This is a genomic window from Pantoea sp. PNA 14-12 (assembly GCF_004364735.1).
Classification (GTDB): Bacteria; Pseudomonadota; Gammaproteobacteria; order Enterobacterales; family Enterobacteriaceae; genus Pantoea; species Pantoea stewartii.
The window spans coordinates 559,527-573,219 of record NZ_SOAJ01000004.1; the positions used below are offsets into that span (position 1 = coordinate 559,527).

The 13,693-nt window shown below is 52.1% G+C and carries 16 protein-coding genes and 1 other annotated feature; of the genes, 11 read left to right on the forward strand and 5 right to left on the reverse strand.

What is annotated here, in order from left to right; genetic code table 11:
- Positions 1-34 precede the first annotated feature (34 nt).
- The 5 genes from rpsP (at position 35) to C7434_RS16625 (ending at position 2,990) form a co-directional block, all read left to right on the forward strand.
- Positions 35-283 carry a 30S ribosomal protein S16 gene (rpsP, locus tag C7434_RS16605; RefSeq protein WP_033739514.1) on the forward strand — a complete coding sequence of 83 codons (249 nt, stop codon included), beginning with the start codon at positions 35-37 and terminating at the stop codon, positions 281-283.
- Positions 284-301: 18 nt separating this feature from the next.
- Positions 302-850 carry a ribosome maturation factor RimM gene (gene rimM, locus C7434_RS16610; RefSeq protein ID WP_006120709.1) on the forward strand — a complete coding sequence of 183 codons (549 nt, stop codon included), beginning with the start codon at positions 302-304 and terminating at the stop codon, positions 848-850.
- A 35-nt stretch (positions 851-885) separates the two neighbouring features.
- A complete protein-coding gene (trmD, locus tag C7434_RS16615) occupies positions 886-1,647 on the forward strand; it encodes a tRNA (guanosine(37)-N1)-methyltransferase TrmD (protein ID WP_050504850.1) in 762 nt (253 codons plus the stop codon).
- A gap of 42 nt (positions 1,648-1,689) precedes the next feature.
- Positions 1,690-2,037, forward strand: coding sequence for a 50S ribosomal protein L19 (rplS, locus tag C7434_RS16620; protein WP_006120707.1), 348 nt, complete (start codon positions 1,690-1,692; stop codon positions 2,035-2,037).
- 398 nt (positions 2,038-2,435) lie between these two features.
- Positions 2,436-2,990 (forward strand): hypothetical protein, encoded by a 555-nt coding sequence (locus C7434_RS16625; RefSeq protein WP_033739511.1) that lies wholly within the window; start codon positions 2,436-2,438, stop codon positions 2,988-2,990.
- A gap of 21 nt (positions 2,991-3,011) precedes the next feature.
- Here C7434_RS16625 and C7434_RS16630 read toward each other — a convergent pair whose 3' ends face one another.
- On the reverse strand, positions 3,012-3,539 hold the full coding sequence (locus tag C7434_RS16630) for a GNAT family N-acetyltransferase (RefSeq protein ID WP_033739509.1): 528 nt from the start codon (positions 3,537-3,539) through the stop codon (positions 3,012-3,014).
- A 283-nt stretch (positions 3,540-3,822) separates the two neighbouring features.
- On the opposite strand from C7434_RS16630, the gene C7434_RS16635 reads away from it, so the two are divergent.
- Positions 3,823-4,902, forward strand: a complete 1,080-nt coding sequence (locus C7434_RS16635; RefSeq protein ID WP_033739508.1) for a 3-deoxy-7-phosphoheptulonate synthase — start codon at positions 3,823-3,825, stop codon at positions 4,900-4,902.
- 6 nt (positions 4,903-4,908) lie between these two features.
- A complete protein-coding gene (tyrA, locus tag C7434_RS16640; protein ID WP_033739507.1) occupies positions 4,909-6,030 on the forward strand; it encodes a bifunctional chorismate mutase/prephenate dehydrogenase in 1,122 nt (373 codons plus the stop codon).
- A gap of 36 nt (positions 6,031-6,066) precedes the next feature.
- Here the strand turns inward: tyrA and pheA are convergent, their stop codons facing one another.
- From pheA to bamD, 4 genes are all read right to left on the reverse strand, one after another.
- The gene (pheA, locus tag C7434_RS16645; RefSeq protein ID WP_033739505.1) at positions 6,067-7,230 is read right to left on the reverse strand and encodes a bifunctional chorismate mutase/prephenate dehydratase; all 1,164 of its coding nucleotides are present in this window, start codon (positions 7,228-7,230) and stop codon (positions 6,067-6,069) included.
- A 22-nt stretch (positions 7,231-7,252) separates the two neighbouring features.
- Positions 7,253-7,376, reverse strand: a sequence feature (Phe leader region).
- Positions 7,328-7,375: a hypothetical protein gene (locus C7434_RS22045; protein ID WP_193750318.1), complete on the reverse strand. Its 48-nt coding sequence runs from the start codon at positions 7,373-7,375 to the stop codon at positions 7,328-7,330. It overlaps the preceding feature by 48 nt.
- 99 nt (positions 7,377-7,475) lie before the next feature.
- A complete protein-coding gene (gene raiA, locus C7434_RS16650) occupies positions 7,476-7,808 on the reverse strand; it encodes a ribosome-associated translation inhibitor RaiA (RefSeq protein WP_006120701.1) in 333 nt (110 codons plus the stop codon).
- 275 nt (positions 7,809-8,083) lie between these two features.
- The gene (gene bamD, locus C7434_RS16655) at positions 8,084-8,815 is read right to left on the reverse strand and encodes an outer membrane protein assembly factor BamD (protein WP_006120700.1); all 732 of its coding nucleotides are present in this window, start codon (positions 8,813-8,815) and stop codon (positions 8,084-8,086) included.
- A 129-nt stretch (positions 8,816-8,944) separates the two neighbouring features.
- On the opposite strand from bamD, the gene rluD reads away from it, so the two are divergent.
- The 4 genes from rluD to C7434_RS22050 all read left to right on the forward strand — a co-directional run.
- Positions 8,945-9,925 carry a 23S rRNA pseudouridine(1911/1915/1917) synthase RluD gene (gene rluD / locus C7434_RS16660; protein WP_006120699.1) on the forward strand — a complete coding sequence of 327 codons (981 nt, stop codon included), beginning with the start codon at positions 8,945-8,947 and terminating at the stop codon, positions 9,923-9,925.
- The gene (gene yfiH / locus C7434_RS16665) at positions 9,922-10,653 is read left to right on the forward strand and encodes a purine nucleoside phosphorylase YfiH (protein WP_133745665.1); all 732 of its coding nucleotides are present in this window, start codon (positions 9,922-9,924) and stop codon (positions 10,651-10,653) included. Before rluD ends, yfiH begins: the two co-directional genes overlap by 4 nt.
- A gap of 125 nt (positions 10,654-10,778) precedes the next feature.
- On the forward strand, positions 10,779-13,352 hold the full coding sequence (clpB, locus tag C7434_RS16670; RefSeq protein ID WP_033739502.1) for an ATP-dependent chaperone ClpB: 2,574 nt from the start codon (positions 10,779-10,781) through the stop codon (positions 13,350-13,352).
- Positions 13,318-13,693: hypothetical protein (locus C7434_RS22050; RefSeq protein ID WP_208295868.1), on the forward strand; the 376-nt coding region annotated here is incomplete at its 3' end. The genes clpB and C7434_RS22050, both read left to right, overlap by 35 nt.

A 13,693-nucleotide genomic window follows, 5' to 3' on the forward strand; every position in this document is an offset into this window, starting at 1 on the left:
GGGGCCGGGTGTTTTATTAACTGAAGAGGATGTTATGGTAACAATTCGTTTGGCACGTCACGGCGCTAAAAAGCGTCCGTTCTATCAGGTCGTCGTTACTGACAGCCGCAATGCACGCAACGGTCGCTTCATTGAGCGCGTAGGTTTCTTCAACCCGATCGCTTCTGGTCAGGCTGAAGCACTGCGTCTGGATCTGGATCGTATCGAGCACTGGGTTGGCCAGGGCGCAACGCTTTCTGATCGCGTTAACGCGCTGATCAAAGAAGCAAAGAAAGCAGCTTAATCTGTCACGGTGGTGAGCATGAGCAGACAACTTGCCGCACAGGCACCTGTTAACCCGATTGTATTGGGCAAAATGGGCGCTGCATACGGCATTCGCGGCTGGCTCAAAGTGTTTTCCTCCACTGAAGACGCTGAAAGCATCTTTGACTACCAACCCTGGTTTATCCAGCGCGCCGGTAAATGGCAGCAGGTGGAACTGGATAGTTGGAAGCACCACAATCAGGACCTGATCATTAAAGTCAAAGGCATTGACGATCGGGATGCGGCGGCACAGTTGACCAATTGCGAAATTCAGGTCGACTCGACGCAACTGCCTGCGCTGGAAAACGGTGAGTACTACTGGAAAGACCTGATGGGTTGCAAGGTGGTCAACGTTGAAGGCTACGAGCTGGGTAAAGTCATCGATATGATGGAAACCGGTTCGAACGACGTTCTCGTCGTGAAGGCAAACCTGAAAGATGCGTTTGGTGTACAGGAGCGGTTAATTCCGTTTCTTGATGAACAGGTTATCAAGAAAGTCGATCTCGCTACTGGCCTTATTGAAGTAGATTGGGATCCTGGTTTTTGATCTCCGAATCAAACGGTAACGTAACGGCGAAAACAATGTGGATTGGTGTAATTAGCCTGTTTCCAGAAATGTTTCGCGCTATTACCGATTACGGGGTAACTGGCCGGGCAGTAAAAAATGGCCTGCTCAGCGTTCAAAGCTGGAGTCCACGTGACTTCACGCACGACCGGCACCGTACTGTGGACGATCGTCCTTATGGTGGCGGACCGGGAATGCTGATGATGGTACAACCTTTACGGGATGCCATCTCCGCAGCGAAAGCAGCGGCGGGAGAGGGTGCCAGGGTGATATATCTTTCACCTCAGGGGCGCAAACTGGACCAACAGGGCGTTTGCGAACTGGCGTCACGCGACAAGTTAATTCTTGTTTGTGGCCGCTATGAAGGGATTGATGAGCGCGTAATCCAGACCGAAATTGATGAAGAATGGTCAATCGGTGATTACGTTCTCAGCGGTGGGGAACTGCCCGCAATGACGATGATTGACGCAGTCGCCCGGTTCATTCCGGGAGTACTCGGCAAGCAGGCGTCAGCCGATGAGGATTCGTTCTCGGAGGGATTGCTGGATTGTCCACACTATACCCGACCTGAAGTGTTAGAAGGAATGGAGGTTCCGCCAGTATTACTGTCGGGCAACCATGCCGATATTCGCCAGTGGCGCCTGAAACAGTCGCTAGGCCGTACCTGGCTGAGAAGACCTGAACTTCTGGAAAACCTGGCTCTGACTGAAGAGCAAGCAAGGTTGCTTAAGGCGTTCCAACAGGAACACCAGCAACAAAACGATGATGCGGAAGAGTAATCTTCCCTGACTATCAGTTTACCCAGGATAAGAGATTTAATTATGAGCAACATTATTAAGCAAATTGAACAAGAGCAGATGAAACAGGACGTACCTTCCTTCCGTCCGGGTGATACCGTGGAAGTGAAAGTATGGGTCGTTGAAGGTTCTAAAAAACGTCTGCAGGCATTCGAGGGCGTGGTTATCGCTATTCGTAACCGCGGTCTGCACTCTGCATTCACTGTTCGCAAAATTTCTAACGGCGAAGGCGTTGAGCGTGTCTTCCAGACTCACTCTCCGGTAATTGACAGCATCGCTGTTAAACGTCGTGGCGCTGTGCGTAAAGCCAAACTGTACTACCTGCGTGAGCGTACTGGTAAGTCTGCTCGTATCAAAGAGCGTCTTAGCTAAGGTATCGCTAACGCGACATCTAAAAGTTAATAGCAAACAAGGGGTTGGCAGCATGCCAGCCCCTTTTTTTATTGCCAGAGAAACGCTTTTACAGAAAAGACTTACCCGATGCAGCCCGCAGTCCGGGTCTGTCGGCCTGACAGGGCTGATTGTCGTTTAGGATGACGAATCCCGGCGTGAAGGACGATCACGATCACTCCCGTCAGCAAGGGATGGCGTCTCTGCCGGTGTTTTCAGGTAACATGTGTCCCGCCGTTCGCGCGTTGAAGACAGGGCCGTACTGCAAAATAAAAGCACGCTGTCATGAGCGGCTGCATAAATATTGCCTCCCCGATTTTCATCGTCTCGCCCATGAGAGGGGTTGCCCGGGAAGGTGCGCATTATCATAAGGACAGGTTGTGAAGGACGCTCTTTTTTTTCTTTCTGGATTTTTACTTTCCATCGCCTCATTTCGTTCAGCCCGCTATGCGCTGGAAGGCAACAGCAATCTATGGCTTTGCCGCATTCTGACCGTGCTGTGGTCCCTCATGGTGTTCGTGTTGTTTCCCCTGTTTCTCGCCATTGGATTATATGGTCCGGCCCTGATTCTGGTGGCGCTGAACCTCATCATTGTCTGGGCTGGCCGTGAACACAGAAAGGAAATGGCGCGTAAGAAGCAGAAAGCCACGGCAGTTAAGCCGCATATCCCGTTAGTCGATGTGGATATGCCCTGGCTGAACATGAAAGAGATCGGCTTCAGTTATTTTGACTATGAGGGCAAGGTCGTTTACCAACGCGTCGATGTGGAATCCTGCGATGGGCGATTTATTAAAGGTTATAGTCATTTTTACAGAGAGTTACGCGCATTCGAACTGGACCGGATTGAGTACGGCATGGTTATTGTCTGGCGGACAAATGAAAGCATGACCGTTGACGACTGGCTTATCGCTTATGTTGAGGCTTATAGCCTCTGAGAACGCCCGGCTGACCTGACATCAGGGGCGCTGAAAATGATAGATCGCCGCGTTTACTGGCCCGCTGTCCAGGACAATTAAGCCATAACGGTAATCGATAAAGCGCCCACCGCTTTTTTCTGCCACTCGCCGGCTGGCATAGTTGTTCTCCACCGCCAGCAGTTCGATTGTCTGCACATCCGGCCGCGCAAAGCCAAATTCCAGTAATAACTTCACCGCCTGCGTAGCCACGCCCTGGCGCTGTGCATCGCTGCGCACCCAGTAACCGAGGGAACACAACGCGCCCGGCTCGCTGGCAAAACGAAAACCAGCACCGCCTAACAGACGATCCTGCGCATCCACAATCGCAAACTCTTCTGATTCTCGTACCGCCCGTTGTAAGTGGGTAAAGCGAATCCAGCTTTCGGCCTCATGAGGCTGATAGTTTTCGTGTGCCCAGCTCATCCAGGGCAAAAGGGTATCAAGTGAGGCATTTACCGCCGCGGTAAATGCCTCGACATCGTTTAACTGAAAAGGACGTAGCCGGATTGTTGGTGGGATCTGAACCATATTTCTGCCTCTCTGTGGGAATGCGCTTATCTTAACAGGCGATACCGCCACGTAAAATTCTTTTGTGTATATTAAAGTTTACACATCCAGCGGCTTTTGAGTTCATTTTTTTTTGTTAATATATTGTTTTTATTGGTATTTAATTTATTTTGCCAAGGCTTTTATGGGTAGTGGTAAATAAAGTGTACATCCAGCATTGTTGCGTGTATCAGTTATGGTACAGTAGTGCCACATCCTCTGTGAGGATCCTGTAAACGCATAAATGAGTGTAAAGGACAGCAAGATGCAAAAAGACGCGCTAAACAATGTTCACATTGCGAATGAACAAGTGTTGATCACCCCTGAAGAGCTGAAAACCAAGTTTCCGTTAAGCCCTGCGCAGCAGGCGCAAATCGCGGCATCGCGCCAGACCATTGCCGATATCATTGCCGGTCGCGATCCACGCCTGTTAGTGGTGTGCGGTCCTTGCTCTATTCATGACACAGAAGCCGCTCTTGATTATGCGCGTCGTTTAAAAACCCTTTCCGAAACGGTGAGTGATCAACTCTATCTTGTTATGCGCGTCTACTTTGAGAAACCCCGCACAACCGTTGGCTGGAAGGGGTTGATCAACGATCCTTACATGGATAACTCATTTGATATGGAAGCAGGGCTGCACATTGCACGTGAATTGCTGGTTAATCTGGTCGACATGGGCCTGCCTTTAGCTACGGAAGCGCTGGATCCTAACAGCCCACAGTATCTGGGCGATCTCTTCAGCTGGTCGGCGATCGGTGCGCGTACAACGGAATCACAAACGCACCGTGAGATGGCGTCAGGACTCTCCATGCCGGTTGGCTTCAAAAACGGGACTGATGGCAGCCTGGGCACCGCGATTAATGCCATGCGTGCGGCGGCGATGCCTCATCGGTTTGTCGGGATCAATCAGTCGGGCCAGGTCTGCCTGCTGCAAACGCAGGGTAACCCGGATGGCCACGTCATTTTACGCGGAGGAAAAGCGCCCAACTACAGCCCTGAAGATGTGGCGCAGTGCGAAGCCGCCATGCTAAAAGCGGGACTCCGTCCGGCCTTAATGATAGATTGCAGCCATGGTAACTCCGATAAAGATTACCGCCGTCAGCCCGGTGTAGCGGAATCTGCCGTTGCGCAAATCAAACAAGGTAACCGCTCAATTATTGGCTTGATGCTGGAAAGCCACATCCATGAAGGCAACCAATCTTCTGAGCAGCCGCGCAGCGAGATGAAGTACGGTGTTTCCGTCACGGATGCCTGCATTAACTGGCAGGTTACCGAAGATTTACTGCGTGGCATGCATCATGAGCTACAAGGGGCGCTGGCGGCGCGTTTTTCACACGAGGTCTGATAGGTAATGGTCGCGGAACTAAACGCATTACGTGAACAAATTGATACGGTAGATAAAGCTTTACTGGATCTGCTGGCAAAACGTCTGGAACTGGTCGCTGAAGTGGGTGAAGTGAAAAGCCGCCATGGTTTGCCGGTCTATGTCCCTGAACGTGAAGCATCGATGCTGGCGTCGCGTCGTAAAGAAGCTGAGGCCCTCGGTGTTCCTGCGGACTTGATCGAAGACGTATTACGCCGGGTGATGCGTGAATCTTACGCCAGCGAAAACGATAAAGGTTTTAAAACATTGTGTCCTGCGCTTCGCCCAATCGTGATTATCGGCGGTGAAGGGCAGATGGGGCGCCTGTTCAATAAAATGCTGACGTTGTCTGGCTATGTGGTAAAGACGCTGGACAAAGATGACTGGGACAAGGCGGATACATTGCTGGCGGATGCCGGTATGGTGATGATCAGTGTCCCTATTCATCTGACAGAGGCGGTGATTAACCGGCTTCCTCCCTTGCCGGATGACTGCATTCTGGTGGATCTTGCCTCGGTTAAACATCGCCCTTTGCAGGCGATGCTGGCCGCACATCGCGGGCCAGTATTGGGTCTGCATCCAATGTTTGGGCCTGACAGCGGCAGCCTGGCCAAGCAGGTTGTGGTCTGGTGTGATGGGCGACAACCGGAAGCCTACCAGTGGTTTCTGGAGCAGATCCAGGTCTGGGGCGCGCGCCTTCATCGTATCGGTGCGGAAGAGCACGATCAGAACATGGCCTTTATTCAGGCCCTGCGCCATTTTGCGACGTTTGCTTATGGGCTGCATCTGGCGGAAGAGAACGTCAATCTTGACCAACTGCTGGCGTTGTCATCGCCTATCTACCGGCTGGAGCTGGCAATGGTTGGGCGCCTGTTTGCTCAGGATCCCCAGCTCTATGCGGATATCATCATGTCGTCTGAAAATAACCTGAATCTTATCAAGCGGTATTATCAGCGATTTGGCGAAGCGATTGCTTTGCTGGAACAAGGCGATAAGCACGCCTTTATCGCCAGCTTCAATCGGGTTGAGGCCTGGTTTGGCGATCACGCAAAACGCTTTTTGGTTGAAAGCAGAAGCTTACTGCGATCGGCTAACGACAGCCGTCCTTAAAAGCAAAAGGCATCCAACCGGATGCCTTTTTCATTTCTATTGCTTGGGTTCCACAGGAATCACATTCTCACTGGGATAGCAGCCAAGAACTTTCAGTGAACGCGTCATGGCGCGAAGTTCTTCCAGTGCCTGCTGCATTTTCTCAGACTGCAAATTACCCTGCACATCCAGATAAAACATCTCTTCCCAGGGATTGCCGTTAATTGGACGGGATTCCAGCTTGCTCATGATGAGATTGTGCTGGCGCAGGACCAAAAGGGCGTCAACCAGTGCACCTGCCTGTTGACCGGTTGCCATGATCAGCGTGGTTTTGGCCGAAATCTGATCGGAGACATCAATAGGTTTGCGTGCCAGAACAATAAAGCGAGTATGGTTCTGCTGCTGGTTAGCCAGATGGCGCTCAAGCACGCGTAACTGATAAAGCTCACCTCCGGCCTCACTGCCGATAGCCGCAACCTTCGGCGAGTTGAGCGCGGCCACTTTTTCCATCGCGGCGGCGGTACTTTCTGTGTAAACAATATTCCAGTGTGGAAAACGGTTGATAAAGTGGCTGGACTGCTGGAAAGGCTGTGGGTGGCTGTAAACCGTTTCGATTTGTTCCAGGTCGCTCGGGCCGCTCACCAGCATGCAGTGCTCAATGGGCAACGTCATTTCACCGACAATCGACAAATTGGTCTGTTGAAGCAGGTCATAAACATCATTGATGGAGCCGGAACTGGTGTTTTCGATGGGCAGGACAGCGTAGTCTGCCGCGTTGTTCTCAACCTGTTTAATAATGTCGTGGAATTTCAGGCAACCGCATTCCACCATGCTGTCGAAATGGCGGGCAGCATACTGTCGCGCAGCCAGATGAGAATAAGAGCCCTTTGGCCCTAAAAACGCGATGCGCGCAGCCTGTGCATGCGGATGGTTCAGGTTCTTTTGCAGCAATGCCTGCTGTGTCAGCACGGAGTCTTCAATGACTAACTGAAACAGACGGGTAATGTAATGCGCATCTAACTGATGCTTTTTGCCCAGCACAATAAGGTGTTCGATCAGCGCGCGCTCACGTTCGATATCACGGACAGGACGATGGGTGGCGAGTTTCGCTTCTGCCACCTCCACAGCCAGCAAACGCCGTTCGGCAAGTAACGTCAGTAGTTTTTCGTCCACGGCGCTGATTTTTTCACGCAGCGCCAGAAGCGGATTGTCCGGGGTCATAAGGCTCACCTGTAAGCTATCCAATAAAAAAGCCTCCCGATTGGGAGGCTTTGTTGTTCGTCTTCGCTTTCTTTTTACACGACGAATGGCCTCCCGTTCAGGGGAAGGTAAAAAAGAAAGCGAAGAAAAACGACAGTATTTTCATGAGGCATTCCAAAATTGAGCTGACCTGAGAGTAACCGTACTCACGAAAAGCTGTCAACAAAAAACGCGCCCGGAGGCGCGTCAGAAAAGCGGGGATGAGGCTACTCTTCGGCTGCTGGCGTGAAATCTTTCACGCTGCTGGCCGCACGCCGCGCTTCAGGTTTGTGTTGGACTTTATTGAGTTGGCGCTCAAGTTTGCCGATCAAATCATTGATAGCGGTGTACATGTCGTCATGTTTGGCACTGGCGACCAGGGTACCGTTTGGTGTGTTGATGGTCGCGTCTGCCACAAACTCTTTGGACTCTTTCGACAGGACGATATGCGGATTAATCAGGTCAGTTTGCCATTTCTCAAGCTTGGCAAGGCGGTCTTCGACGTGTTCACGGATGGCTGGAGTAATTTCCATTTGCTTACTGGTAATGTTCACGATCATTATGCTTACCTCTCTGTGATTGCCGTCGGAATAGATCCAGCATAGCGCGATAATTCTGTATTTGTGTGATTTTGATCACAAAAAAATGTCACTTTTTGTCAACCAGGGCAAATTGTGAGAAAGGGCGAGAATGTGGTCGAAAAGGCTTGAAGCCAGGGCATTAACAAGGCATTGTTGACAGGTTAGCTCAGCGGCAACGTGTCAATATTGCCTGTTCTGTGCGCAAAAAAAGCAGCCTCAGGGCTGCTTTTTTTGTTTCGGGAAAGGAAGGCTGATTAACCGTTATTGGCGGCGATAATTTTTGCCACTTTATCGGCCTCTGCATTCAACTGCAGTTGACGGTAGGCATTTTCCATCAGCGGAAGCGCGTCGTGGGTCGCCTGCGTATCAGGATAATCGCGCATCATGCCTTCAACACGGTTAACGACCGCGACATAAGCCCCGCGCTTGGTATAGAATTGCGCCACCGAGAGTTCATATTTAGCCAGACGATCTTTCAGGAAGACCTGACGCTTGTAAGCATCAGCGGCATACTGGCTGTTCGGGTAACTGCGCAGCAGCTGTGCAAAGTCGCGGAAAGCATCGCGCGCATGCGTAGGATCACGGTCCGAACGGTCAATGCCAAAAAAGCCCTGCAATGCTGAATCGTCCAGCGCCATATCCGTCAGACCTTTCATATAGATGACGTAATCGATATTAGGGTGCGTAGGATTCAAACGCATAAAGCGACTGATCGCCGCCTGCGCCATGGGCAGATCGGCATTTTTATAGTACGCGTAGATCAAATCCAACTGAACCTGCTGCGAATAGGGACCGAACGGGTAACGATTATCCAGCGCTTCCAGTTGCTTAATCGCCGCTTTAAAGTTACCGTCCTGCAGCTTTTGTTGCGCTGTAGCATAGATTTCAGAAGGCGGGTTGTCCGGTACCGCGTCATTTGAGCCGGAACAACCAACAAGTGCCAGGCTCAGTGTGGCTGCAGCCACCAGATATTTCATACGCGTCATGACGAAGTGATTATCCTCAAAATGTTATGGCGGAAGCTGTCCGTATAGCTCCCGGTAATGACCAGGTACGATAGCACATTATATTAAACGGCATCGCCGTAAAACCCAACGTTAACGAAGAAGCTGTATATGGCACAACAAGTTCAACTCACCGCAACGGTATCCGAGTCACAACTCGGACAACGTTTAGATCAGACTTTGGCGGAATTGTTCCCTGATTATTCACGTTCCCGCATAAAAGAGTGGATTCTCAACCAGCGCGTCAGTGTTAACGGCACTGTCATTGATAAGCCGAAAGAGAAAGTGCTTGGCGGCGAGCGCGTCACGATTGATGCAGAGATCGAAGAGGAGCAGCGCTGGGAACCCCAGGACATCCCGCTGGATATCGTATACGAAGACGAAGATATTATCGTCATCAATAAACCACGTGACCTGGTTGTTCATCCTGGGGCGGGAAATCCCGACGGTACGGTACTGAATGCACTACTGCATCACTATCCCGCCATTGTGGACGTTCCGCGTGCGGGGATTGTCCATCGTCTGGATAAAGACACCACCGGTTTGATGGTGGTGGCGAAGACCGTACCGGCGCAGACGCATTTAGTTGATGCCCTGCAGCGTCGTGAAATTACGCGTGAATATGAGGCGGTGGCCATTGGCACCATGACGGCGGGGGGAACGGTGGATGAACCGATTAGCCGTCACTCGACGAAACGTACGCATATGTCCGTGCATCCAATGGGTAAACCCGCTGTGACCCATTATCGCATTATGGAGCATTTCCGCGCCCATACGCGGCTTCGTCTGCGACTGGAAACCGGCCGTACGCACCAGATTCGCGTGCATATGTCGCATATTAATCATCCGCTGGTGGGCGATCCGCTCTACGGTGGTCGGCCGCGTCCGCCAAAAGGCGCGTCTGAAGAATTTATCGCGACCTTACGCGGTTTTGATCGTCAGGCACTGCACGCCACGATGCTCCGTCTTTATCATCCTATCTCGGGTATTGAGATGGAGTTTCATGCGGCCATTCCGCAGGATATGATCGATCTGATTGACGCGCTGAAAGCCGACACAGAGATGTTCAAGGATCAACTGGACTGGTTATGAGTCTGATTATCCCAAAATGGCCTGCGCCAGCGCAGGTGCGAGCTGTCTCGACATTACGCCACGGTGGCGTCAGTGAGGGAAACTGGTGCTCGCTGAATCTCGGGGGCCATGTCGGTGATAAAGCAGAACATGTTCGTGCTAACCGTGAGCGACTGGTCTCGCTTGCGGCGTTGCCCGCGATGCCGCAATGGCTGAATCAGGTGCATTCAACTGACGTTGAACATCTCTCTGCCCGCATGGATCCTCAGCCGCGGCAAGCCGATGCCTGCATGACGCGTGAGCCGGGCGTAGTTTGTGCTGTGATGACCGCTGACTGCCTGCCCGTGCTGTTTTGTTCTGACGATGGGCGTGAAGTGGCCGCTGCACATGCCGGATGGCGTGGGCTTTGTGGCGGCGTGCTGGAAAATACGCTGGCGCAGTTTCAGGCGCCGCCCGACAGAATTCATGCCTGGCTGGGGCCGGCGATCGGTCCTGATGCTTTTGAAGTCGGCGCGGAGGTTCGTCGTGCATTCATGGACATTGATCCGCGTGCGGCGGATGCATTCCGCCCCGTCGGAGATAAATTTTTTGCCGATATCTGGCATCTGGCCCGACAACGCCTGCAGGCCGCAGGGGTCCAGTCTGTCAGTGCAGATTCACGCTGCACCTTCAGTGAACCCGACAATTTCTTCTCCTACCGTCGGGACGGGATCACCGGGCGTATGGCAACTTTAATTTGGCTGTTATAGTCTTACGCCATAAGACGATCCAGGCAGTGCATTTTTTACTCATATCTCAGGTCATTATCCTTGAAAACTTGAGGGATGACCTCATTTTAATCTCCAGTAGCATTTGACCTGTAATGGGAGGAATTATGCGTCTGGATCGTCTTACTAATAAATTTCAACTTGCTCTCTCCGACGCGCAGTCTCTGGCATTGGGACACGACAACCAGTTTATCGAACCTTTGCATCTGATGAGCGCACTGCTCAAACAGGAAGGGGGATCGGTCGCTCCGCTGTTGTCCTCTACCGGCATAGATGTGGCCTCTCTGCGTACGCAGATTGACCAGGCTATCGATCGTCTGCCCCAGGTGGAAGGCAGCGACGGCGACGTGCAACCTTCTGCCGACCTGATCAGAGTGCTTAATCTGTGCGACAAGCTGGCACAGAAGCGCAATGACAACTTTATCTCATCTGAATTATTTGTTTTGGCAGCCCTGGATTCACGTGGCTCGCTGGCAGACATTCTGAAGTCTGCGGGTGCCACTAACGACAAGCTCACCAAAGCGATAGAACAACTTCGTGGAGGTGACAACGTGAACGATCAGGGTGCTGAAGATCAGCGTCAGGCGTTAAAGAAATACACAATCGATCTCACTGAGCGTGCCGAGAAAGGCAAGCTGGATCCGGTGATTGGTCGTGATGAGGAAATTCGCCGTACCATCCAGGTATTGCAGCGCCGTACTAAAAATAACCCTGTGTTAATCGGTGAGCCCGGCGTAGGTAAGACCGCCATTGTTGAAGGGCTGGCCCAACGCATTATCAATGGCGAAGTGCCGGAAGGGCTGAAAGGTCGCCGTGTACTGGCGCTGGATATGGGCGCGCTGGTGGCAGGGGCAAAATACCGGGGTGAATTCGAGGAGCGCCTGAAAGGCGTACTCAGCGACCTGGCCAAACAGGAAGGCAACGTCATCCTGTTTATCGATGAGTTACATACCATGGTGGGCGCAGGCAAAGCGGACGGCGCAATGGATGCCGGTAATATGCTGAAGCCGGCACTGGCACGTGGTGAGCTGCACTGCGTCGGTGCCACCACGCTGGATGAATATCGCCAGTACATTGAGAAGGATGCGGCACTGGAGCGTCGTTTCCAGAAAGTGTTTGTCGCAGAGCCAAGCGTTGAAGATACCATCGCCATTTTGCGCGGGTTAAAAGAGCGCTATGAGTTGCACCATCATGTACAGATTACTGACCCGGCTATCGTTGCGGCGGCCACGCTTTCTCACCGCTATATCGCCGATCGTCAGTTACCCGATAAGGCGATTGACCTGATCGATGAAGCGGCATCCAGCATTCGTATGCAGATTGACTCCAAACCAGAGGCACTGGATCGACTGGAGCGGCGCATTATTCAGTTGAAACTGGAACAGCAGGCGCTGAAGAAAGAGTCTGATGATGCCAGCGTGAAACGTCTGGAGATGCTCGAAGCGGAGCTGAATCAGAAAGAGCGTGAATATGCTGAGCTGGAAGAAGAGTGGAAAGCGGAAAAAGCCTCATTAACCGGTACGCAGAATATTAAAGCGGAGCTGGAACAGGCACGCCTCCAGCTTGAGCAGGCGCGTCGCTCTGGTGATTTGGCGCAGATGTCTGAGCTGCAGTACGGCAAAATCCCGGCGCTGGAAAAACAACTGGCTTCTGCCACCCAGTCTGAAGGCAAAACCATGAAGCTGCTGCGCAATCGCGTGACAGATGTGGAAATTGCCGATGTGCTGGCGCGCTGGACCGGTATTCCGGTTGCCCGCATGATGGAAGGGGAGCGAGACAAACTGCTGCGAATGGAACAGGAGCTCCACTCGCGCGTTATCGGACAGGATGAAGCCGTCGAAGCGGTGTCCAATGCCATTCGTCGTAGCCGTGCGGGTCTGGCCGATCCAAACCGTCCTGTCGGGTCATTCCTGTTCCTCGGCCCAACGGGTGTGGGTAAAACCGAGTTGTGTAAATCGCTGGCTAACTTCCTGTTTGACAGTGACGATGCGATGGTCCGTATCGACATGTCTGAATTTATGGAGAAACACTCGGTATCGCGGCTGGTGGGGGCACCTCCGGGCTACGTTGGCTATGAAGAGGGCGGCTATCTGACCGAGGCGGTTCGCCGTCGTCCGTATTCGGTGATTCTGCTGGATGAGATAGAGAAGGCGCATCCCGATGTCTTCAATATCCTGCTGCAGGTGCTGGATGATGGCCGGTTAACGGATGGGCAAGGTCGCACCGTTGATTTCCGCAACACGGTGGTAATCATGACCTCGAACCTGGGCTCCGATCTGATTCAGGAACGTTTCGGCAATCTGAACTACGCCGAAATGAAGGGGGTTGTCATGGGTGTGGTAGGACAGCACTTCCGTCCTGAATTTGTTAACCGTATTGATGAGGTGGTGGTGTTCCATCCTCTGGGTGAAAAACACATCGCCTCTATCGCACAGATTCAGCTGCAACGGTTGTACAAACGTCTGGAGGATCGCGGTTATCAGCTGCATATCTCTGATGCCGCGATCAAGCTGCTGGGTGAGAACGGTTATGATCCGGTGTACGGTGCGCGTCCACTGAAACGCGCTATCCAGCAACAGATAGAGAATCCGCTGGCACAGCAGATCCTTTCCGGGCAACTGGTTCCGGGAAAAGTGATAGAAATGGATGTCAAAGACGACGTCATTACGGCACATCAGTAAGGCTGTCTCTGTTAAAAACGGGCGTAATGCCCGTTTTTTGTTTCTGAAACGGGCCGGATTGGTGGTTTCTGCGACGGTTTGCCTGGAAAGTGAGCGGTTGAGAAGTTTCTTTGAATTACCCCCTTGCCAGCCCAAAATATTTGCCTATAATGCGCCTCCACTGACACGGCACAACGGCTTACGTAACGCGGTGTTCAGCAGAGAACTCCCCGGAGTTTTCGCCGGAGAAAAACTTCTGAAAAAGAAGTTGACTCTGAAGGAGGAAAGCGTAATATACGCCACCTCGCAACAGACGGTTAACCCGCTGGTTGCACTGCTCTTTAACAATTTATCAGACAATC